This is a genomic window from Streptomyces sp. NPDC051555, assembly GCF_044454405.1.
Lineage (GTDB): Bacteria > Actinomycetota > Actinomycetes > Streptomycetales > Streptomycetaceae > Streptomyces.
In genome coordinates this window covers 29,459-50,642 of the sequence record NZ_JBITDP010000016.1, presented here as the reverse complement: position 1 = coordinate 50,642, position 21,184 = coordinate 29,459, and the positions used below count along the sequence as shown (strand labels likewise).

Sequence of the window (21,184 nt, the reverse complement as noted above, 5' to 3'; positions counted from 1 at the left end):
CACTTCGCTTGTTTACCGCGCGGTGCGGGGTTACTGCGCGGCGGGGGCCACCGGGGCGTCCATCAGGATGGTGCGGCGCGGGTTCGCGGTCTGGGTGGGCAGATCGACCGAGTGCTCCGGCGTCTCGACCGCCTGCAGCTCCTCGGCGTCCTTGAGGTGCGCGAGGGTGGTGCGGCGCGGGTTGGCTATGTTGCGGAACATCATCGTGGTCTTCTGCGTGCTCATCGGAGTGTCGGAACCCTTGATCGGTGTGGGCCGGACGCACCTCGTGGGCGCCGGTTGTCGGGCGTGCCATCCCTGTAAAGGGCCAGGCTAAACATCCGAATCCCCCGGGGAACCGAGAAGTAATGGCCATGGCTGTGTGAGTTTGCTCACCTACGACCGGGCATTCCGGTCAATACGGTCAGTCAATTCAACTACCAGAAACGGACATTGCGCCACTGAATGCGCCATTCCGCTCCCGATCATGGCGACTGGGACACCTTGTGGATCATAGCGATTACACAGCGAAAGTCCGGTTCGCCCCGAAAGGGGTCCCACATCCGGTAGTACCTCTGTCACAAGCCGTCACCGACTCTCCGAGGAAACCCTCGCACCTTGTTGGAGATCCGGCACTGTGCTGGAATTCGCGGGACCGCCGCGGGAATTCAAGCCGGTGCGCAAGCGGCGCGACCAAGCGCCGAGCGCGGTGGCAAGGAGAGGGAGACGCGCCGGTCACCGACGACCACCATGGGGCCGTCAGTGCCCCACGACTCGACACCGTCCCACCGGTCACCCGGAGGGACGCCTGGTCCAGAGGTTGCGAGCTAGTGCAGGGACGTTTCAAGAGGGATGGCAGCGCTGCGGCGGAGCAGGAGCCGCGCAGCGGGACCGACCGTGGCTCCTCGCCCCAGCACGCCCAGAACCGCGGGCCGGCTGCCGGTGGCACGGGTGGCCCCGACACGCCCCCCGCCGTGAAGGCGAAGGGCAGGGGCAAGAGCCCGAAGGCGAAGACGAAGGCCAAGGCGAGCGGCAAGACCGCCCTGGACGAGTCCGCCGAGCGGGACCAGGCGATACCGAAGGCCCCCAGTGGGCCCGGCTCCCGGCTCGCCCTGCAGAACTGGCGCATCAGCACGCGACTGGTGTCGCTGCTGACCCTGCCCGTCGTTGCCGCCACCACGCTCGGTGGCTTCCGCATCAACGACTCGATGAACGACATCGCGCAGCTGGACCACATGCAGCTGCTGACGACGATGACCCGGCAGGCCACCAACCTGGCCGCCGCGCTCCAGGAGGAGCGCGACAAGTCCGCGGGTCCGCTGTCGGTGGCCAAGGCCGCCGCGGCCGCCAACACGGGTGGGACCCCGGCCCCGGCCAACAGCCTCGTCGCCGGTGTGCGCGACCAGACGGACGCCGCGGCGACCGCCTTCGCCGGCGCCACCGACAAGATCGACAGCGCCGAGGACAAGGACGACACCCTCAAGTCGATCCGCAACAACGTCCTGCAGATCGGCCGTCAGCTCGCCGGCATCGAGGACATCCGCAAGAAGGCGTACCAGAACAGCGCCCAGCAGACGGTCTCCGAGTACAACGGCCTCATCGTCTCGCTGCTCTCGCTCTCCCAGGACATGGCCCAGGCCACCTCCAGCCCTGAGATGATCAAGCGCACGCGCGCCCTGGCCGCCTTCTCCTCCGCCAAGGAGTACGCCTCGATCCAGCGCGCGGTCATCGCCGCCGCGCTCCCCGAGACCGGTGACAAGCCCGGAAAGCTCAGCGAGAACGACCGTCTGTACGCCCTGGCCGCCCAGCGCGGCGAGAGCCAGGCGAAGAAGACCTTCGAACTCGTCTACCAGGGCAAGCCCGAGGAGCTCCTCCAGTCGCTCGGCGACGGCAACAGCGAGATCGGCACCGCCGACCACTACGCCCGCCGCGTGCTGACCACCGAGGGCCAGTTCGGCAAGGAGAAGAACCGGTCCTGGATGGACTGGTACGACGCCGACGACACCAAGCTCGCGGCCATGAAGGTCATCGAGCTGACCCTGCTCGACGACATGGAGCAGAAGGCCCGCGAGCTCAAGACCGAGTCGCAGCAGGACGCCATCATCAACGGTGCGCTGATCCTCATCGTCCTCGGCGTCTCCCTCGTCGGCGCCTTCGTCATGGCCCGCTCCATGATCCGCTCGCTGCGCCGCCTCCAGGACACCGCGACCCGGGTCGCCCAGGAACGCCTGCCCGAGCTGGTCAAGCAGCTCTCGGAGACCGACCCGCAGGACGTCGACACCTCCGTGGAGTCGGTCGGCGTGCACTCGCGCGACGAGATCGGTCAGGTGGCCGCGGCCTTCGACGACGTGCACCGCGAGGCCGTCCGCCTCGCCGCCGAGCAGGCCCTCCTCCGGGGCAACGTCAACGCGATGTTCACCAACCTCTCGCGCCGTTCGCAGGGCCTCATCCAGCGCCAGCTCTCGCTCATCTCCGAGCTGGAGTCGCGCGAGGCCGACCCGGACCAGCTGTCCTCGCTCTTCAAGCTCGACCACCTCGCGACCCGCATGCGCCGTAACGGCGAGAACCTCCTCGTCCTCGCGGGCGAGGAGCCCGGCCGCCGGTGGACCCGCCCCGTCCCGCTCGTCGACGTGCTCCGCGCCGCGGCGTCCGAGGTGGAGCAGTACGAGCGCATCGAACTCTCGTCGGTGCCCGGCACCGACGTCGCCGGCCGCGTCGTCAACGACCTCGTGCACCTGCTCGCCGAGCTGCTGGAGAACGCCACCTCGTTCTCCTCCCCGCAGACCAAGGTCAAGGTGACCGGTCACGCGCTGCCCGACGGGCGCGTGCTGGTCGAGATCCACGACACCGGCATCGGCCTCTCCCCCGAGGACCTCGCCGCGATCAACGAGCGACTCGCCTCGCCGCCGACCGTGGACGTCTCGGTCTCGCGCCGCATGGGTCTGTTCGTGGTCGGCCGCCTGTCCCTGCGACACGGCATCCGGATCCAACTGCGCCCCTCCGACTCCGGCGGTACGACGGCACTCGTCATGCTCCCGGTCGACGTGGCCCAGGGCGGCAAGAAGCCCGCTCCGATGCCGGGCCAGAACGGCCCGGGCATCCCCGGTACGGCCGGCCAGCAGGGCGCGGTCTCCGGTACGGGTGCCCGTCCCCCGGTGGGCGCGGCCCCGCAGCGCGGTCAGGTCGCCGGCGGCGGTCAGCGCGCCGCGCTGCCCGGTCGCGAGAACTCCGGCCAGCAGCGTCCCCAGGGACAGCAGGGCCAGCAGGGCGGCCGCGGCCAGGCCCCGCAGGGCCCGAACGCCTTCGGCGCCGGTGCTCCGGTGGCCGGTCGCGGTCCGGCCGGCGGGCCCCAGGCCCGTCCGGGCGCGGCCCCGGCCGGTGCCACGCAGTCCGGTACCGCGGCCTTCCCGCAGAACGACCCGTTCGGACCCGGGACCCCGTCCGGCGCGGCGCAGGGCGGCAACGGCTTCGAGCGTCCGCAGCCCCAGGCGCCGGGTCAGGCCGGTCAGGGCGGACCGGTGACCCCGCGGGTGCGGCCGCAGCTGCCGCCGCGCGGTGGCGCGCCGCGTCCGGAGCTCCCGGGCGCCGGCACCGCCGCCTCCGCCGGGCTCCCGCCCAGCGCCAGCTGGGGCGCCGACCCGGGCCGCCGCGGTGGCCCGGACGTGCCGCGCGGGCACGACGAGGTCCAGGGCCCCGGCTCCACGGCCGAGTTCGCCCGCCCGGACTACAACGCCCCGATGCCCGGCTCCGGCAACGCTTCCACGACGGGCCAGTTCGCCCGTCCGGAGTTCCCCGCCGCCCAGGACCCCGCGTCCACCGGCCAGTTCGCGCGCCCCGACTTCCCGGGCAACCAGGACCCCTCCGGTACGGGCCAGTTCCCCCGCCCGGCCTACCCGGGCACCCAGGACCCCTCCACCACCGGCCAGTTCGCGCGGCCCGACTTCCCGCAGTCCGGGACGGGCCAGTTCGAGCGGGCCGACATACGCGGGCCCCAGGACCCCTCCACGACGGGCCAGTTCGCCCGTCCGGAGTTCCCCGGACCGCAGGACCCCGCGTCCACCGGCCAGTTCGCCCGGCCCGACTTCGCGGCCCCGCGGACCGGTGGTCCCGGCGTCGGCGGCTACGGCGACCAGGGCGCCCAGCAGCTGCCCCAGGCTCCGCAGCAGTACCAGGCCCCGCAGTCGCAGCAGCCGCTCGGGGGGCCCGTACCGGGTGCCCGTGGCGAGGCCCCGCGCCTGCCCCAGTCCCGCCAGCCGGAGGCGCTGCCCCCGGCCCAGTCGCTGGGCGAGGCCCGGACCCCGCTCTTCGACAACCTGGAGTCGAACTGGTTCCGCCAGGAGGGCGAGCAGCCCTCCGGTCCGGTGCCGGCCGTACCCCAGCAGCCGCAGCAGGGCCTGGCGACCGGCCCCACTCCGGTCCCCGCGTCCCAGCAGCAGCCGCTGCCGCAGCGCGGCCAGGAGCGTGCGGGCGAGCAGTCCGCGCAGCACCCGGCGCCCGGTTCGCCCACGGTCAGCTGGCGCTCCTCCCCCAACGACGAGCTGATGCGGCAGGCCGAGCGCGTGCGCCAGCCCGCCGCGGGCGGGATCACCACCTCGGGCCTGCCCCGTCGGGTGCCCCGCGCCAATCTCGTGGCGGGTACCGCGCAGCAGCAGGCCGAGGCCCAGGCGGGTCCGCAGGTCTCGCGCTCCCCGGACGACGTCCGCGGCCGGCTCACCAATCTCCGGCGCGGTATCCAGCAGGGCCGTCAGGCCGGCACCACCGGTCCGGCGACCGGCAGTTACCACATCGACCCCACTTACCAGCAGGAGCGATAGTTGAGTTCGATGAGCCAGGCGGCACAGAACCTGAACTGGTTGATCACGAACTTCGTGGACAACACCCCCGGGGTGTCCCACACCGTGGTGGTCTCCGCCGACGGCCTCCTTCTGGCCATGTCCGAGGGCTTCCCGCGGGACCGCGCCGACCAGCTCGCCGCGGTGGCCTCCGGGCTGACCTCGCTGACCGCAGGCGCCTCCCGCATCTTCGAGGGCGGCGCCGTCAACCAGACCGTGGTGGAGATGGACCGGGGATTCCTCTTCCTCATGTCCGTGTCCGACGGATCCTCGCTGGCCGTGCTCGCGCACCCCGAGTGCGACATCGGCCTCGTGGGCTACGAGATGGCCCTGCTCGTGGACCGTGCGGGCAGCGTCCTCACCCCGGACCTGCGCGCGGAGCTGCAGGGCAGCCTCCTCATCTGACGTCCAGATCTCCCGGCCGGCGGGTACTGCCGGCCGGGGGACCGGGGCCCCCGCCCCGGAAACCAGTACCGCCGTTTGGCCGTCATCCCGTCCCCCCACCGGCCCCGTCGGACGGCACGTTGACCACTGCTGTCCAGCCCGGAGGATTCATGACCCCGCCCCCCGCCTATTCCGATGCATACGGCGACCCGTCGTACTCGGAAGGCGATCAGCCGCTGGTCCGCCCTTACGCGATGACCGGTGGCCGGACCCGGCCCCGCTACCAGCTCGCCATCGAGGCGCTGGTCAGCACCACCGCCGATCCGATGCACCTCTCGGGCCTGCTTCCCGAGCACCAGCGCATCTGCACGCTGTGCCGCGAGGTCAAGTCGGTCGCGGAAGTGTCCGCGCTGCTGTCGATGCCGCTCGGCGTCGCCCGGATCCTCGTCGCCGACCTGGCGGAGGCCGGCATGGTGGCCATCCACCAGCCGGGCAATGGAGAGGCCGGCGGAACGCCGGATGTAACGCTGCTCGAAAGGGTGCTCAGTGGACTTCGCAAGCTCTAGCGGTGGCGGAGCGACTCGCTCCACCACCTCCGCGAAGATCGTGGTGGCGGGTGGCTTCGGCGTGGGCAAGACCACGTTCGTGGGCGCCGTCTCCGAGATCAACCCGCTGCGCACCGAGGCCGTGATGACCAGCGCGAGCGCGGGCATCGACGACCTGACCCACACCGGGGACAAGACGACCACCACGGTCGCCATGGACTTCGGCCGCATCACCCTGGACCAGGACCTGATCCTGTACCTCTTCGGTACGCCGGGCCAGGACCGCTTCTGGTTCATGTGGGACGACCTCGTGCGCGGCGCCATCGGCGCGATCGTGCTCGTGGACACCCGCCGTCTCGCCGACTGCTTCCCCGCCGTCGACTACTTCGAGAACAGCGGCCTCCCCTTCGTCGTCGCGCTCAACGGCTTCGAGGGGCACCAGCCGTACACCCCCGAAGAAGTGCGCGAAGCCCTGCAGATCGGACCCGACGCACCGATCATCACCACCGACGCCCGCCACCGCGCGGACGCCAAGAGCGCGCTGATCACGCTGGTCGAGCACGCGCTGATGGCACGCCTGAAGTAACACGCGCGCCGCTGCGCGGGGTCAGGGCGGGCTGTGTCATGCGACACGGCCCGCCCTTTCTTTTCATAACGTTTCGACAGAGAATTGCCCCCCTCCGGACACGCGCTGCGTTCGGTTGGTTCCGCTCCGCTCACAACTGCCCCCATTTTTCCCGCCGGTTGCTCTTTATGTCCGGTTTATGCGGGGCATAAGGCCCTAGGTATGGCCGGATTCAACTGTTTGGAACACGGCCGTTAACCGTGCTGGAATCAATGAACTAGCTAGTAGCACCGCCGAGAGGTTGTTGGTCGAGTGAGGCGAAGCAATTCGAGCCCCGCGGAGGAACCCGCGCGCGGCAACTTCACCCCGCCGCCGCGCGCGGGGGCGTCCTTCGACGTGCCCGTGGACGCGCCCGTCGGCGGTGGCAGCACCAGCAGGTTCGCGCCCCGCAACTGGCGCGTGCCGACCAAGCTGAACGCCATCCTGCTCGTCCCGGTCCTCGTCGGCCTGGTCATGGGCGGCTTCCAGGTGAAGGGTTCGGTCGACACCTGGAACGAGGCCAAGGACGCCGAGAAGACGGCCCGCATCGTCCAGGCGGCGGCCGAATACGGCCAAGCGCTGCTGAACGAGCGCGACCTCACCGCCGAGCCCCTCCTCAAGGGGGAGCGCGGCAGCGACGCGGTCACCAAGGCGTACGCGGCGACCGACGCGGCCAAGGCGAAGTTCGCCGAGGCCGTCAAGGGCATGCCGAAGAAGCAGAGCCTCGAACGCCGCCTCCAGCTCTTCCAGGAGGAAGAGCCCAAGCTCGACGCCATCCGCAAGACCGCGTACTCCGCTCCGGAGACCGCGAAGAAGGACCTCCCCAAGTCGGCCGGGCCCATCCCGACCGAAGAGGGCTACGTCCTGGTGCAGCACAACCTCATGTCGTTCTCCAACGAACTGGGTCTGGGCACCGGAAACATCACGAGCTACGGCCGCATGGTCTACGCGATCGAGCTGGCCAAGGCCGCGAACTCGCTCCAGCGCTCGGTCGGCACCCACCTCCTGGTCCGCCCGAACGAGAGCGAGGAGATCCGCAAGGCCCAGCTGGTCGCCTTCTCCTCCTACGCCTACCTCGAAGACATCGCGATCGGCGAGTACGTCTCCGCCGGTACCGAGGAGGACACGGACAAGCTCAAGGCGGTCATGGGCAAGCGGTCCACCGCGGGCGCCAACAAGCTCGCCGAGGCCCAGAACCAGGCCCAGCAGTCCGGAACGCCCTTCAAGGCCCCGCCGCTCGTCAACGGCTCCGCCCTGACGGGCATGACCGAGGCGATAGCCAGCGGCGACAAGAACACCAAGCTCGCCGCGGGCGGTACCACCCCGCTGGCCTGGCAGGCTGCCTCCACCGCCAAGTTCGACGGCTACGCCGAGGTCGAGAAGGACCTGCTCGACAAGGCCGTCAGCGACACCATCGTCATCTCCGACGACGCCCGCAACGCCGCCATCACCAACGGCGCCATCGTCGTCGTGGCCCTGCTGGCCGCCTTCATCCTGGCCGGCATGATGGCCCGCCAGATGGGCCGCTCGATGCGCCGCCTGCGCAGCGCGGCCTTCGACGTCGCCGAGCAGCGCCTGCCGATGCTCGTCGACCAGCTCTCGCGCACCGACCCCGGCAAGGTCGACACCCGCGTCGTGCCGATCCCGATCGACTCCCTGGACGAGATCGGCGAGGTCGCCCGCGCCTTCGACCAGGTCCACCGCGAAGCCGTCCGGCTCGCCGCCGAGCAGGCCCTGCTGCGGGGCAACGTCAACGCGATCTTCACGAACCTCTCCATGCGCAACCAGTCGCTGATCGAGGGCCAGCTGACCCTCATCACCGATCTGGAGAACAACGAGGCCGACCCGGACCAGCTGGAGAACCTCTTCCGGCTGGACCACCTGGCCACCCGTATGCGCCGCAACGGCGAGAACCTCCTCATCCTCGCGGGTGAGGAACCGGGCCGCCGCTGGGACCAGCCGGTCCCGCTGGTCGACGTCCTGCGCGCCGCCTCCTCCGAGGTGGAGCAGTACGAGCGCATCGAGCTGTCGGGCGTCTCCGAGGCCGAGATCCACGGCCAGGCCGTGACCGACCTCGTGCACCTGCTCGCCGAGCTGCTGGAGAACGCCACCACCTTCTCCTCCCCGCAGACGAAGGTCCGCGTCAACGCGACCCGCCTGCCCGACGGCCGCGTCATGGTCGAGATCCACGACAAGGGCATCGGCCTCACCGCCGAGGACTTCGCGGACATCAACCACAAGCTGGCCAACCCGCCGACCGTGGACGCCGCGATCTCGCAGCGCATGGGTCTGTTCGTGGTCGGGCGGCTGTCGGACCGGCACGGCATCCGGGTCCAGCTGCGCCCCTCGGGTGAGCAGGCCGGTACGACCTCGCTGGTCATGCTCCCGGACGCGATCACCCATGGTGGTGGTGGCGAGGGCATACCCGACGACGACTTCACCGTCTCGCAGATGATCCCTGAGCAGCACCAGCTCCAGCAGAGCGCACCGCTGCGCACGGCCGCCGAGCTCGGCTTCGACGACTCGCAGTACGACCGCCGACCGGCCCCGGAAGGCGGCCCGGACGGCGCCCCGCGCGAGCTGGACGCGGTCAACCGCTCGCTGGGCCGCGACGAGCGCCGGGCCGCGCTGGAGGCCCAGGTGGGCTTCCCGCAGGAGCAACAGCAGGCGCAGCCCTCGCAGCAGCCGTATGCGGAACCCCAGCCGGAACACGGCTACCAGCAGTACCAGGGGTACGAGCAGCAGCCCGAGCAGAGCTACGAGCCGGCCGCCTACGACGCCCAGGGCACCCCCGACGGCTACCCCCAGCAGGCCGGCTACGCGCCGTACCAGCAGGACGGTTACGCCTATCCGGAAGACGGGTACCAGGACAACCAGCAGGGCGAACAGCCCTACCCGGTTGGCTACGATGCCCAGTCCCACCAGGCGGAGTGGCCGGAACAGAACACCTATCCGGCCGCCTACCAGCAGGAATACGGGACTGAATCGGAATCACCGGCCGGTGCCGAACCCGCCCCGGAGCGCGTAGGCTTCGACCGTCCGGACACCGCTGCCGACACCGGTCACACACTGACCGGAGCAGGCCTGCCGCGTCGCGGCAGCCAGCAGCAGTGGCAGCCGGCACAGAAGGAAACGGAGTCCACCGGATCCCTCTTCGAGGGGCGGCAGCAGCGACAGCAGCAGTCCGCCGAAACGGAGACGGCCCCGGAGGAAGCACCCGGCCCCGACTCCTGGCGCTCGCGCAACGACGAGCGTTGGCAGCAGGCCGGAAAGCTCCGTGAGCCGAAGGCGGGCGGGGTCACCCCGTCCGGTCTCCCTCGGCGGGTACCCAAGGCCAACCTGGTCGAGGGTGCGGCGGAATCGACTCCGCAGGGCGGCCCACAGGTCTCCCGCGCCCCGGAGGACGTCCGCGGCAGGTTGAGCAACCTGCGCCGCGGTGTCCAACAGGGACGCACCGCGGGTTCGGAGCAGTCAAGTAACAGCTATGACCAGGAGCGTTAGTGTGAGCCCGATGAGCCAGGCGGCACAGAACCTGAACTGGTTGATCACGAACTTCGTGGACAACACCCCCGGGGTGTCCCACACGGTGGTGGTCTCCGCCGACGGCCTGCTTCTGGCCATGTCGGAAGGCTTCCCGCGGGACCGCGCCGACCAGCTGGCGGCCGTGGCCTCCGGACTGACCTCGCTGACCGCAGGTGCCTCGCGCATCTTCGAAGGCGGCGCCGTCAACCAGACGGTGGTGGAGATGGACCGCGGGTTCCTCTTCCTCATGTCGGTGTCCGACGGATCCTCCCTCGCGGTGCTCGCGCACCCCGAGTGCGACATCGGTCTGGTGGGCTACGAGATGGCCCTGCTCGTGGATCGCGCGGGCAGCGTCCTCACTCCGGACCTGCGTGCGGAGCTGCAGGGCAGTCTTCTCAACTAGCAGACAGGCAGTGCGTTTCGCGCCATCGCACCATAGGGTGCGGTGGCGCGGTTCCACAGGGAGTACTGCGTTCTTGGAGTCGGAGGAGGAAACGTGACAACACCCCACGGAGGACATCCTTATGGCGGCGCGCAGCAGCCGCAGGGTGGGCACGACCAGAACCGCTTCAACTTCCCTTCCACTCCCAGCCGGCCCGTGCCGGAGCACCAGCCCTACCCGCAGCAGCCCTACGGACAGCCCTCGCAGGCTCCGCAGCGGCAGCAGCCGTACACGCCCCCGCAGCACCAGCAGTACCAGCAGCCGCAGCGGCCCTCGCAGCCGCCGGCCCCCAAGGCGCACAACCCGCTGGTACGTCCGTACGCCATGACCGGCGGCCGGACCCGGCCCCGCTACCAGCTCGCCATCGAGGCACTGGTCAGCACCACGGCCGATCCCTCGCGCCTGCAAGGGCAGTTGCCCGAGCACCAGCGCATCTGCCGACTCTGCATCGAGATCAAGTCGGTCGCCGAGATCTCGGCCCTGCTCTCCATTCCCCTCGGCGTCGCCCGAATCCTCGTCGCCGACCTGGCGGAGGCGGGCCTTGTCGCCATCCATCAGCCCGGCGGGGACGAATCCGCCGGCGGTCAGCCAGACGTGACACTGCTCGAAAGGGTGCTCAGTGGACTTCGCAAGCTCTAGCGGCGGCGGCGGAGCGACTCGCTCCACCACCTCCGCGAAGATCGTGGTGGCGGGTGGCTTCGGCGTGGGCAAGACCACGTTCGTGGGCGCCGTCTCCGAGATCAACCCGCTGCGCACCGAAGCCGTGATGACATCCGCTTCCGCGGGGATCGACGATCTCACCCACACCGGGGACAAGACGACCACCACGGTCGCCATGGACTTCGGCCGCATCACCCTGGACCAGGACCTGATCCTGTACCTCTTCGGCACCCCCGGGCAGGACCGCTTCTGGTTCATGTGGGACGACCTCGTGCGCGGCGCCATCGGCGCCGTCGTCCTCGTCGACACCCGCCGTCTCGCCGACTGCTTCCCCGCCGTCGACTACTTCGAGAACAGCGGCCTCCCCTTCGTGATCGCCCTGAACGGTTTCGACGGGCACCAGCCGTACACCCCCGAAGAGGTCCGCGAGGCCCTGCAGATCGGACCCGACGCACCGATCATCACCACCGACGCCCGCCACCGCGGCGACGCCAAGAGTGCCCTGATCACTCTCGTCGAGCACGCGCTGATGGCCCGCCTGCGGTAGCCACCGCAGGACAGCGAAAGGCCCCCGCACTCAGCAGAGTGCGGGGGCCTTTCGTGTGGTGCGGGGTGCGCGGTGCGGGCCGCGGGGTGCGCGGCCCGCCGGGGCGCGTGCCTAGCCCTGCCAGCTGTGCGGGGCGCGGAAGCCCGGGGTGCGCTCCAGGCGGCGCCATCCGGCGGTGGAGCCGGTGGTGCGGACCGGGCCGGCCTCGGAGGTGGCGGCGGCGCGGGCGAGCAGGATCGCGGTGATCGCGGCCAGCTCCTCGGGCTCGGCGTGGCCCTTTTCGACGCGCAGCAGGGTGTCGGTGCTGATGCTCATGGGTGGCAGGTCTCCTTCACTTCTTACTGCGGCGGGTTGCCGTGCTTGCGCGACGGCAGGTCGGCGTGCTTGTTGCGGAGCATCGAGAGCGCGGCCACGAGGGTCTCGCGGGTCTCGGCGGGGTCGATGACGTCGTCGACGAGACCGCGTTCGGCCGCGTAGTACGGGTGCATCAGCTCGGACTTGTACTCCTTGACCATCCGCGCGCGCATCGCCTCGGGGTCCTCGGCGTCCGCGATCTGCTTGCGGAAGATCACGTTGGCGGCGCCCTCGGCGCCCATCACGGCGATCTCGTTGGTCGGCCACGCGTACGTGATGTCGGCACCGATGGACTGGGAGTCCATCACGATGTAGGCACCGCCGTACGCCTTGCGCAGGATGAGCGAGATCCGCGGCACCGTCGCGTTGCAGTACGCGTACAGCAGCTTCGCGCCGTGCCGGATGATCCCGCCGTGCTCCTGGTCCACGCCCGGCAGGAAGCCGGGCACGTCCAGCAGCGTGATGATCGGGATGTTGAAGGCGTCGCACAGCTGCACGAACCGTGCGGCCTTCTCCGACGCGTGGATGTCGAGCACGCCGGCGAGGTGACCGGGCTGGTTGGCGACGATGCCGACGACCTGGCCGTCCATCCGCGCCAGCGCGCAGATGATGTTGCGGGCCCAGCGCTCGTGGATCTCCAGGACGTCGCCTTCGTCGACGAGCTCCTCGATGACCTTGAGCATGTCGTACGGACGGTTGCCGTCCGCCGGCACCAGGTCCAGCAGCACGTCGGAGCGGCGGTCGGCCGGGTCCGCGCTCTCGTGGACCGGCGGGTTCTCGCGGTTGTTCGAGGGCAGCATCGAGATCAGGTAGCGGACCTCGGCGATGCAGGTCTCCTCGTCGTCGTACGCGAAGTGCGCGACGCCCGAGGTCTCCGCGTGCACGTCGGCGCCGCCCAGACCGTTCTGCGAGATCTCCTCGCCGGTCACCGCACGGACCACGTCCGGGCCGGTGATGAACATCTGCGAGGTGTCGCGGACCATGAAGACGAAGTCGGTCAGCGCCGGCGAGTACGCCGCGCCGCCCGCGCACGGGCCCAGCATCACCGAGATCTGCGGGATCACGCCCGAGGCCCTGGTGTTGCGCTGGAAGATGCCGCCGTACCCGGCGAGCGCCGAGACGCCCTCCTGGATGCGGGCGCCCGCACCGTCGTTCAGCGACACCAGCGGAGCACCCGCCGCGATCGCCATGTCCATGATCTTGTGGATCTTCGTCGCGTGGGCCTCGCCCAGCGCGCCGCCGAAGATGCGGAAGTCGTGGGCGTAGACGAAGACCGTCCGGCCCTCGACCGTGCCCCAGCCCGTGATCACACCGTCGGTGTAGGGCTTCTTCGACTCCAGGCCGAAGCCCGTCGCACGGTGGCGACGCAGCTGCTCGACCTCCTTGAAGGACCCTTCGTCGAGCAGGAGCGCGATCCGCTCCCGCGCCGTCAGCTTGCCCTTGGCATGCTGCGCCTCGGTCGCACGGTCGCTGGGTCCGCGCCGCGCCTGCTCCCGCAGGTCGTGCAGCTCGGCCACCCGGCCACGCGCGTCCGTGGGCTCGCTCGAAGTCTGGTCCACAACGGTCATGTACCGACCTTACGAAGCGGACCGCCGAAAACCCTCCGTTGGTTCCGCACAGTCTCCGGCCCGATCCGCTGTCCGGCCCGGACAGATGGCGTGCGTCATGCGAGGACTCCACCAGTTGGGACCTTCGTCCTTTGTGGGGATACCACAAAGGAGTACGACACGGCGCAGAGATGTTGAAATTTGAACGGAATAGGTCTAACGTCAATCTCGTTGAAGGCTAAACAACAGGGCCTCAACGAGAAGCGCTCCCACCGGGCGCCAGAACCGAGGAGTGAGTCATGGGAATCTTCACCCGCCGCAGCCAGAACACCACCACCCCCGCCGACGGCACGTCGACCGCGGTCGCCACGCTGGACGTCGACCCGGCACTGGCCGCGCTCACCGGTGACTACGTCATCGACGCCGCCCACAGCCGCATCGGCTTCACCGTCCGCCACGCCATGGTGACCAACGTCCGCGGCACCTTCGCCGACCACGAGGGCACCCTGCACCTGGACGGCGCCGACCCCGCGCGCTCCACTGCCTCCATCGACGTGCGGATCGCGTCGGTCGACACCGGGATCGCCGACCGCGACGGCCACCTGCGCTCCGGAGACTTCTTCGACGCCGAGGTCTTCCCCCTGATGACCTTCCGCTCCACCGCCGCGGCCCCGCTGTCCGGCGACACCTACCGCATCACCGGCGAGCTGACGATCAAGGACGTCACCCGGCCGCTCTCCATCGACCTGGAGTACGGCGGATCCGCCAAGGACGTCTACGGCAACGAGCGCGTGGGCTTCGAGGGCTCCGCCGAGATCCTGCGCTCCGACTGGGGCCTGACCTGGAACGCCGCCCTGGAAGCCGGTGGCGTGATGGTGAGCGACAAGGTCAAGCTGACCTTCGACATCTCCGCGATCAAGCAGGGCTGATGCCGCGGGCGGCCGCGAGCCAGGGGCGGGGGCGGGCCGATCGGCCCGCCCCGCCCACCAGGACTTTCTAGAAGTCCCCGCCGCCGAAGCCGCCGCCTCCGTCGAAACCGCCGCCCCCACCGAAGTCGCCCCCGCCGAAGTCGGAGGGGTTGAAGTCGGCGCCCGAGACGTCCCCTCCGTCGAAACCGCCACCCATGTCGGAGGCGTAGGCGGGACCCGACATCATCATCGAGCCGAGCATCGTGCCCATGAGCAGCCCGGGCAGCATGCCGCCGCCGAAGTATCCGCCGGCCCAGGGACCGTACGCCGGGCCGGCGTCGTAGTACGGGCGCGGGCCGTGCTCCGTGTCGACCGTACGGACCGCCGGGTCCTGGCCGTCGCGCAGCCGGACGGCGTCCGCCGCGCAGACCGGGACGGTCCGGGGCGCCCCGCCCGCCGGGGCCCAGTCGGCGTCCTCGGTGCTGGGTCCGTGGCGCGGGTCGAAGAAACAGGGCGCCCGACGCTCGGGCACGGGCCTGCCCTGCCGGCGCGCGTCCAGCGAGGCCAGTGCGTACCGGCCGTCCTCCAGCGCCTGGGTCACGCCCTGCACCTCTTCGGGGTGCTGCACCGAGGCCATGATCTGCTTGGCCTTCTCGTACGAGTCGAGGCCCTGCTCGTAGTCCTTGCGCATGGCGTCGTCGGCCCCGGGCTCACCGGGGTGGAAGTCCAGCCGGTCCAGCTCCTCGCCGAAGGCCGTGATGTCCTCGTCGACGACCACCGAGAGCTTGCGGATCGCCTCGCGCTCCGCCTCTTCCTTCTTCTTCCGGTTCCGCCGCACCAGTGCGTACGCGCCACCGCCGCCCACGAGCGCCACCGCGCCCAGGCCGATCAGCGCACCGGAGCCGCCGTCGTCGTCCGGGCCGCCGCCCCAGGAGGCCGGGGCGCGGCCCTTGGTCTGGGACAGGGCCTGGTCGACGAAGTTGTCGAGCTGGGTGGCCGCGTCGACGGGACCGCCCGCCTTGACGGCGTCGGTGAGGTTGCGGACCGAGTTGGCCGGCATGACCGTGCGGTCGGCCGCGGCGTTGAAGCCGTCGCCGAGCCGGATCGCGTAGAGCCCCGTGATGCCGGTCTCGGTCCGGACCGTGCGCAGCACGCCGGCGGCGGGGAACTCGGCGGTGGCGGGCAGCACCGCGACGAACACGGGCTTGCCCGCATCCTTGATCTTCTTCGCCAGGGCGTCCGCCCGGTCCTTGGGGAGCTGCGCCTCGGCGCGGGGGTCGACGTAGACCGGACCCTTCTTGAGGGCCTCCGCCACGGCTGCGGGTCCGGTGGCCGCGGCCGCCTGTGGCGCGACCACGAGGGCGGTCGCGGACAGGGCCAGCAGCAGACCGGAAAGTGCGGTTATCAGCCTGGTCCTCATGGTCACGACGGTACCGGAACCGGTCGTTTCCTGTGTGAGCAGGACATAAGCCCCCCGGGGGTCCGTCCACGGACCCCCGGTCGGCCGTCCGCCGGACCTACTCCGCGGGCTCCACGCCCGCGTGCAGCAGGCCGTAGGTGAAGGCGTCCTCCAGTGCCTGCCAGGACGCCGCGATCACGTTCGTGCCCACGCCCACCGTGGACCACTCCCGGTGGCCGTCGGTGGTGGCGATCAGCACCCGGGTCGTGGAGTCCGTACCGTGCTTCCCCTCCAGGATGCGGACCTTGTAGTCGATCAGCTCGAACTTGGCGAGCTGGGGGTAGAAGCGCTCCAGCGCCACCCGCAGGGCCCGGTCGAGGGCGTTGACCGGGCCGTTGCCCTCCGCGGTGGCGACGATCCGCTCGCCCTTGGCCCACAGCTTCACCGTGGCCTCGTTGGCGTGCGTGCCGTCGGGGCGGTCCTCGACGATCGCGCGCCAGGACTCCGTACGGAAGTACTTGCGCGCCCGGCCCTCGACCTCGGCCCGCAGCAGCAGCTCGAAGGAGGCGTCGGCGGCCTCGAAGGTGTAGCCGGCCAGCTCGCGCTCCTTGACCCGCTCGACCACCCGCGAGACCAGCGCGCGGTCCCCGCCGAGGTCGACGCCCAGCTCCTTGCCCTTGAGCTCGATCGAGGCGCGCCCGGCCATGTCGGAGACCAGCATCCGCATGGTGTTGCCGACCCGCTCGGGGTCGATGTGCTGGTAGAGGTCCGGGTCCACCTTGATCGCCGAGGCGTGCAGGCCCGCCTTGTGCGCGAAGGCCGAGACACCGACATAGGGCTGGTGGGTGGAGGGCGTGAGGTTGACGACCTCGGCGATGGCGTGCGAGATCCGGGTCATGTCGGCCAGCGCGCCCTCGGGGAGCACGGTGCGGCCGTACTTGATCTCCAGCGCGGCCACCACCGGGAAGAGGTTGGCGTTGCCGACCCGCTCGCCGTAGCCGTTGGCCGTGCACTGCACGTGGGTGGCGCCCGCGTCGACGGCGGCCAGCGTGTTGGCGACCGCGCAGCCCGTGTCGTCCTGGGCGTGGATGCCCAGGCGCGCGCCGGTGTCGGCGAGGACGGTGGCGACGACGGCGCTCACCTGGGCGGGCAGCATGCCGCCGTTGGTGTCGCAGAGGATGACCACGTCCGCGCCGGCCTCGTGGGCGGCGCGCACGACCGCCTTGGCATAGGCGGCGTTCGCGCGGTAGCCGTCGAAGAAGTGCTCGCAGTCGACGAACACCCGCCGGCCCTGCTCGCGCAGGTAGGAGACGGTGTCGCGGACCATGGCGAGGTTCTCGTCCAAGGTGGTGCGCAGGGCGAGCTCGACGTGCCGGTCGTGCGACTTGGCCACCAGGGTGATGACCGGGGCGCCGGACTCCAGCAGGGCGCGGACCTGCGGGTCCTCGGCGGCGGAGCCGCCCGCGCGCCGGGTCGCGCCGAAGGCGACCAGCTGGGCGTGCTTGAAGTCGATCTCGCCTCGGGCGCGGGCGAAGAACTCGGTGTCGCGGGGGTTGGCGCCGGGCCAACCGCCTTCGATGAAGCCCACGCCGAAGTCGTCCAGGTGCCGGGCGATCGTCAGCTTGTCCGCGACGGTGAGGTTGATGCCCTCGCGCTGCGCGCCATCGCGCAGGGTGGTGTCGAAGACGTGGAAGCCGTCGTCGAGGACCGCGCTCGCCGCTGTCGCCTCTGTCGTCGTCATGCTGATCTGACTCCTGTCGGATGAGTGGCTCCGGATGCCCGCCCGAGGGAAGGCCGCCGTCGCTTGCCCCCATCATCGCGCGCGGTCCGCTCCCGGCAGGAATGGGGCCGGGAAACGAAAAAACCCCTCGCGGGTGCGAGAGGTCTGCGCGCGGGTCTGGGGCACGATGCCGCTGCCGCGAAGTTCTTCCACGGTGTCAGCGGTCACTGCGGACCGGCGCGCTGCTGCCGATAATCATGGGCTGAGCAAGCACGTCCGCAGTCTGCCACACGGTCCGCCCCGCGAGCGGGCCGTCTCACGATCCGGTCGAACGGGTGTCCGCGGAAGGGTGGGGAGCGGCGACGAGCGCCTCGTCGAGGAACTCCCCGACGTGCGTCAGGATGTCCTCGCGCCCGATCCCGGGCAGGCCCACGGCCAGTTGGATGCTGAACCCGTCCAGCAGCGCCCGCAGCCGGGCCCCGAAGCGGTCGGCGTCCACCGGGCGGAACTCCCCGCGCGAGATGCCCTCGGCGAGCAGTGCCACCAGGTCGCGGTGCCAGGCGCCCTCGACGGCGGCCTGGCGGTCGCGTTCCTCGGCTCCGGCGTTCTGCGAGCGGTTCCAGACCTCCATCCACAGGGTCCAGTGCGGGTCGCGGGCGCCGTCGGGCACGTACAGGTCGACGTACGCCTGGAGCCGCTCGCGGGCCGGGCCGCGGCGGGAGAGCAGGCCGCGCCGCGTGTCACCGAGGGCGGACTCGCTCCACTCCAGGGTCTGCAGCAGGAGTTCGTCCTTGCTGCGGAAGTAGTAGAGGAGGTGGCCGCTGCTCATGCCGACCTGGCGGCCCAGACCGGCCATGGTCAAGCCCTCCAGACCGCACTCGGCGATCATGGCCATGGCGGCGACGAGTACGTCCTCGCGCGGCGGCGCGTTCTTCCGCGCGCGTACTCCTGGGGCCGCCATGGGCCACTCCTCACCGTTCGCCGCGGGTCACACCCTCGGCTGCTGCTGGGTGATGCAGTGGATACCGCCACCCCCGGCGAAAATCGTACGCGCGTCAACCAGCTGCACGGTCCGCTCGGGGAACAGTCCGCGGAAGATCTCGGCGGCCTCCTCGTCGCGCGGGTCGTCGAAGGAGCACAGCACCACGCCGTCGTTGCACAGGTAGTGGTTGATGTAGGAGTAGTCCACCCACTCTCCGTCCTCCTCCAGCACCGTCGGCGCGGGCACCTCGACGACCTCCAGCCGACGCCCGCGGGCGTCGGTCCGGCCGCGCAGCAGGGCCGCGATCAGCTTGCAGCGCTCGTGGTCGGGGTGCGCGGGGTCGGGCTGGGTGTGCACCAGCACCACGCCGGGGCGGGCGAAGGCGGCGACGATGTCCACGTGACCCTGGGTGCCGTAGGTGCCGTAGTCACCCGCGAGGCCGTATGGCAGCCAGATCGCCTTGGTGGTGCCCAGGTGCGCGTGGACCTCCTGCTCGACCTGCTCCCGGGTCCAGTCGGGGTTGCGGCCCCGGCCCAGCTGCACGGTGTCGGTGAGCAGGACCGTACCCTCGCCGTCGACGTGGATCGCGCCGCCCTCATTGACGAGCGGGGTGCTGTACGTCCGGGTGCCGGCGAGGTCGGAGACGTGCCGGGCGATCTTCGAGTCGTGCTCCCAGCGGGCCCACTCCTGGGCGCCCCAGCCGTTGAAGGTCCAGTCCACGGCCGCCAGCTCGCCCGCGTCATTGGTGACGAAGGTCGGGCCGATGTCCCGCATCCAGGCGTCGTCCAGCTCGCGCTCCACCAGCTCGACGTCGTCCCCGACGACGGCGCGGGCGCTGTCGGCGTCGCCGGGCGCGACGACCAGGGTCACCGGTTCGAAGCCGCGCACGGCGCGGGCGACGGCGCCCCAGGCCCGGCGGGCCTCGGCCAGCTCCCGCTCGTTGGTGAAGGTCGGGTTGGGGCTGGGCCAGGCCATCCAGGTGCGCTCGTGGGGGGCCCACTCGGGGGGCATGCGGAATCCGGCGGAGGCGGGCGTGGCGGGCTTGGCGTTCACGGCGGAAGGTCCTTCCGGGCTGCGGGACGGGGCGGGAGGGGGCGGGAGCGGGCGCGGTACGGGTCAGAGGAAGTGTACCGATGGATTAGAGCATCACTCTAACTCTTCATTTCTCCGCAATGAAGCATTGACCTGAGACCTGGGCTTAGGTCACATTGAATGGCGCTCAAACATTGCGTTGCCGCCCCCCGCCCTGCCAAGGGAGTCCCCCCATGCCCATCGAACAGCGCGGAGTCGACACCATTCCGGAGGAGGAGCGAACGAGCGGTCCCCGTGACCTGATCTCGATCCTCCTCGGGTCCAATCTGTGCCTCGGAGTGATCGTCTTCGGCTGGCTGCCCCCGTCCTTCGGACTGGGCCTGTGGCCGTCGGTCACCGCCATCGTGACCGGCACCGTCGTCGGAATCGCCGTCACCGCGCCGCTGGCGCTGGTCTCGCTGCGGACCGCGACCAACCTCTCCACCTCCAGCGGTGCCCAGTTCGGCGTCCGCGGCCGGCTCGTCGGCTCGGTCGTGGGCCTGCTGCTCTCGCTCGGCTACACCGCCCTGACCCTGTGGATCGGCGGCGACGTGATGGTGGGCGCCCTGTCCCGGCTCACCGGACTGCCGGACACCGGCGTCTCGCGGGCCGCGATGTACGGCGTGCTCGCCGCCTGCACCGTCGTGGGGGCCGTCTTCGGCTACCGGCTCCTGCTGCGCATGAGCAAGGTGCTCTCCGTCGGCATGGTGGTCCTGCTGGCGATCGGCGTCTTCGCCTACGCCCCCGACTTCACCACCGCCCCGGCGGAGGCCTCCTACCTCCTGGGCGGCTTCTGGCCGACCTGGCTGCTCGCCGCCGTGGCCGCCGGGCTCAGCGGCCCGGTCGCCTTCATCACCCTGCTCGGCGACTACACGCGCTACGTCTCCCCCCGCGCGCACAGCCCCCGCAAGGTGTTCTGGGCCACCGGCTTCGGCCTGCTGATCGGGCTGCTGATCCCGCAGCTGTTCGGCACCTACACCGCGCTCGCCGCGGGGGCGGGCGCCGACGACTACGCCGGGCCGCTCGTGGCCGCGTCACCCTTCTGGTACCTGGTCCCGCTGCTCGCCGCCGCCGCGGCCGGCTCGGTCGGCAACGCCGGGCTGATGCTGTACTCCATGGGCCTGGACCTCGACGCGATCGTGCCGAGGGCCACCCGCACCCGGGCCACCGTGATCGCCGCCGTCGTCGCCACCGCCTTCGTCTTCGTCGGCTCCTTCGAGTGGAACGTGCAGTCCGCGATGACGTCCTTCGTCCTGGTGCTGACCGCGCTCGGCACCCCGTGGGCCGTGATCACCCTGATCGGCTTCTTCCGGTGCCGGGGGCAGTACGACGCCGACGCGCTCCAGGTCTTCAACCGTCGTGCGGTGGGCGGGATCTACTGGTACCGCGGTGGCTGGAACCTGGCCGCCACCGCTTCCTGGGCCATCGGCGCGGGCGTCGGTCTGCTCGCCGTGAGCACCCCCTTCTACGAGGGCCCGCTGCTCGCCCTGACCGGCGGGGTGGACTGTTCCTTCATCTTCTCCGGCCTGGCCGGGGGCCTGGTCTACGCGGCGCTGACCGCCCGCGCCGAACCGGCCCGGGACCCGGCCGCCGCGGCCGCCGCCGAGGAGCTGGCCGGCGTCTGAGCCCCGTCCGGGTACGACGACGGCCCGCGCCCCCGACGGAGGGGGCGCGGGCCGTCGTCGTAC

Annotated in this window: 17 protein-coding genes; 10 read left to right on the top strand and 7 right to left on the bottom strand. The window is 70.8% G+C overall.

What is annotated here, in order from left to right:
* Window positions 1-30 precede the first annotated feature (30 nt).
* Window positions 31-225, bottom strand: a complete 195-nt coding sequence (locus ACIBEA_RS28355) for a hypothetical protein (RefSeq protein WP_399265644.1) — start codon at window positions 223-225, stop codon at window positions 31-33.
* Between the two features lie 584 nt (window positions 226-809).
* On the opposite strand from ACIBEA_RS28355, the gene ACIBEA_RS28350 reads away from it, so the two are divergent.
* The 8 genes from ACIBEA_RS28350 to ACIBEA_RS28315 all read left to right on the top strand — a co-directional run bounded on the left by ACIBEA_RS28350 (window position 810) and on the right by ACIBEA_RS28315 (window position 11,515).
* Complete coding sequence (locus tag ACIBEA_RS28350; protein ID WP_399265642.1) at window positions 810-4,793, top strand: nitrate- and nitrite sensing domain-containing protein; 3,984 nt, start codon at window positions 810-812, stop codon at window positions 4,791-4,793.
* A 9-nt stretch (window positions 4,794-4,802) separates the two neighbouring features.
* A complete protein-coding gene (locus tag ACIBEA_RS28345; RefSeq protein WP_008739864.1) occupies window positions 4,803-5,216 on the top strand; it encodes a roadblock/LC7 domain-containing protein in 414 nt (137 codons plus the stop codon).
* A 149-nt stretch (window positions 5,217-5,365) separates the two neighbouring features.
* Window positions 5,366-5,761 (top strand): DUF742 domain-containing protein, encoded by a 396-nt coding sequence (locus ACIBEA_RS28340; RefSeq protein ID WP_354380051.1) that lies wholly within the window; start codon window positions 5,366-5,368, stop codon window positions 5,759-5,761.
* On the top strand, window positions 5,742-6,326 hold the full coding sequence (locus tag ACIBEA_RS28335; protein WP_354380050.1) for an ATP/GTP-binding protein: 585 nt from the start codon (window positions 5,742-5,744) through the stop codon (window positions 6,324-6,326). The genes ACIBEA_RS28340 and ACIBEA_RS28335 overlap by 20 nt, the downstream gene beginning before the upstream one ends.
* A 291-nt stretch (window positions 6,327-6,617) precedes the next feature.
* The gene (locus ACIBEA_RS28330) at window positions 6,618-9,845 is read left to right on the top strand and encodes a nitrate- and nitrite sensing domain-containing protein (RefSeq protein WP_399265639.1); all 3,228 of its coding nucleotides are present in this window, start codon (window positions 6,618-6,620) and stop codon (window positions 9,843-9,845) included.
* Between the two features lie 10 nt (window positions 9,846-9,855).
* Entirely contained in the window at window positions 9,856-10,269 is a 414-nt protein-coding gene (locus ACIBEA_RS28325) for a roadblock/LC7 domain-containing protein (protein ID WP_319722215.1), read from the top strand.
* 93 nt (window positions 10,270-10,362) lie between these two features.
* Window positions 10,363-10,947, top strand: a complete 585-nt coding sequence (locus ACIBEA_RS28320) for a DUF742 domain-containing protein (protein WP_399265637.1) — start codon at window positions 10,363-10,365, stop codon at window positions 10,945-10,947.
* Window positions 10,928-11,515: an ATP/GTP-binding protein gene (locus ACIBEA_RS28315; RefSeq protein WP_351048370.1), complete on the top strand. Its 588-nt coding sequence runs from the start codon at window positions 10,928-10,930 to the stop codon at window positions 11,513-11,515. Before ACIBEA_RS28320 ends, ACIBEA_RS28315 begins: the two co-directional genes overlap by 20 nt.
* Before the next feature lie 111 nt (window positions 11,516-11,626).
* On the opposite strand, the gene ACIBEA_RS28310 is transcribed toward ACIBEA_RS28315, so the two are convergent.
* The gene (locus ACIBEA_RS28310; RefSeq protein ID WP_354380047.1) at window positions 11,627-11,830 is read right to left on the bottom strand and encodes an acyl-CoA carboxylase subunit epsilon; all 204 of its coding nucleotides are present in this window, start codon (window positions 11,828-11,830) and stop codon (window positions 11,627-11,629) included.
* Window positions 11,831-11,853: 23 nt separating this feature from the next.
* Window positions 11,854-13,437: an acyl-CoA carboxylase subunit beta gene (locus tag ACIBEA_RS28305; RefSeq protein ID WP_399265634.1), complete on the bottom strand. Its 1,584-nt coding sequence runs from the start codon at window positions 13,435-13,437 to the stop codon at window positions 11,854-11,856.
* 278 nt (window positions 13,438-13,715) lie between these two features.
* Between ACIBEA_RS28305 and ACIBEA_RS28300 the strand changes: the two genes are divergently transcribed.
* The gene (locus ACIBEA_RS28300; protein WP_399265632.1) at window positions 13,716-14,345 is read left to right on the top strand and encodes a YceI family protein; all 630 of its coding nucleotides are present in this window, start codon (window positions 13,716-13,718) and stop codon (window positions 14,343-14,345) included.
* A gap of 67 nt (window positions 14,346-14,412) precedes the next feature.
* Here ACIBEA_RS28300 and ACIBEA_RS28295 read toward each other — a convergent pair whose 3' ends face one another.
* From ACIBEA_RS28295 to ACIBEA_RS28280, 4 genes are all read right to left on the bottom strand, one after another.
* On the bottom strand, window positions 14,413-15,744 hold the full coding sequence (locus tag ACIBEA_RS28295; protein ID WP_399265630.1) for a hypothetical protein: 1,332 nt from the start codon (window positions 15,742-15,744) through the stop codon (window positions 14,413-14,415).
* A gap of 97 nt (window positions 15,745-15,841) precedes the next feature.
* Window positions 15,842-17,464 (bottom strand): citramalate synthase, encoded by a 1,623-nt coding sequence (gene cimA, locus ACIBEA_RS28290; protein ID WP_399265629.1) that lies wholly within the window; start codon window positions 17,462-17,464, stop codon window positions 15,842-15,844.
* Between the two features lie 295 nt (window positions 17,465-17,759).
* The gene (locus tag ACIBEA_RS28285; protein ID WP_399265627.1) at window positions 17,760-18,404 is read right to left on the bottom strand and encodes a TetR family transcriptional regulator C-terminal domain-containing protein; all 645 of its coding nucleotides are present in this window, start codon (window positions 18,402-18,404) and stop codon (window positions 17,760-17,762) included.
* Window positions 18,405-18,431: 27 nt separating this feature from the next.
* Complete coding sequence (locus tag ACIBEA_RS28280) at window positions 18,432-19,436, bottom strand: agmatine/peptidylarginine deiminase (protein WP_399265874.1); 1,005 nt, start codon at window positions 19,434-19,436, stop codon at window positions 18,432-18,434.
* 254 nt (window positions 19,437-19,690) lie between these two features.
* On the opposite strand from ACIBEA_RS28280, the gene ACIBEA_RS28275 reads away from it, so the two are divergent.
* Window positions 19,691-21,121: a cytosine permease gene (locus ACIBEA_RS28275; RefSeq protein WP_399265625.1), complete on the top strand. Its 1,431-nt coding sequence runs from the start codon at window positions 19,691-19,693 to the stop codon at window positions 21,119-21,121.
* Window positions 21,122-21,184: the final 63 nt, after the last annotated feature.

What these genes read in the sequence shown, in the direction of transcription:
- ACIBEA_RS28355 (WP_399265644.1), bottom strand. Translation starts at nt 225, where the DNA reads ATGAGCACGCAGAAGACCACGATGATGTTCCGCAACATAGCCAACCCG.
- ACIBEA_RS28345 (WP_008739864.1), top strand. Translation starts at nt 4,803, where the DNA reads ATGAGCCAGGCGGCACAGAACCTGAACTGGTTGATCACGAACTTCGTG.
- ACIBEA_RS28340 (WP_354380051.1), top strand. Translation starts at nt 5,366, where the DNA reads ATGACCCCGCCCCCCGCCTATTCCGATGCATACGGCGACCCGTCGTAC.
- ACIBEA_RS28325 (WP_319722215.1), top strand. Translation starts at nt 9,856, where the DNA reads ATGAGCCAGGCGGCACAGAACCTGAACTGGTTGATCACGAACTTCGTG.
- ACIBEA_RS28310 (WP_354380047.1), bottom strand. Translation starts at nt 11,830, where the DNA reads ATGAGCATCAGCACCGACACCCTGCTGCGCGTCGAAAAGGGCCACGCC.
- ACIBEA_RS28305 (WP_399265634.1), bottom strand. Translation starts at nt 13,437, where the DNA reads ATGACCGTTGTGGACCAGACTTCGAGCGAGCCCACGGACGCGCGTGGC.
- ACIBEA_RS28300 (WP_399265632.1), top strand. Translation starts at nt 13,716, where the DNA reads ATGGGAATCTTCACCCGCCGCAGCCAGAACACCACCACCCCCGCCGAC.
- ACIBEA_RS28295 (WP_399265630.1), bottom strand. Translation starts at nt 15,744, where the DNA reads ATGAGGACCAGGCTGATAACCGCACTTTCCGGTCTGCTGCTGGCCCTG.
- cimA (WP_399265629.1), bottom strand. Translation starts at nt 17,464, where the DNA reads ATGACGACGACAGAGGCGACAGCGGCGAGCGCGGTCCTCGACGACGGC.
- ACIBEA_RS28285 (WP_399265627.1), bottom strand. Translation starts at nt 18,404, where the DNA reads ATGGCGGCCCCAGGAGTACGCGCGCGGAAGAACGCGCCGCCGCGCGAG.
- ACIBEA_RS28280 (WP_399265874.1), bottom strand. Translation starts at nt 19,436, where the DNA reads ATGCCCCCCGAGTGGGCCCCCCACGAGCGCACCTGGATGGCCTGGCCC.
- ACIBEA_RS28275 (WP_399265625.1), top strand. Translation starts at nt 19,691, where the DNA reads ATGCCCATCGAACAGCGCGGAGTCGACACCATTCCGGAGGAGGAGCGA.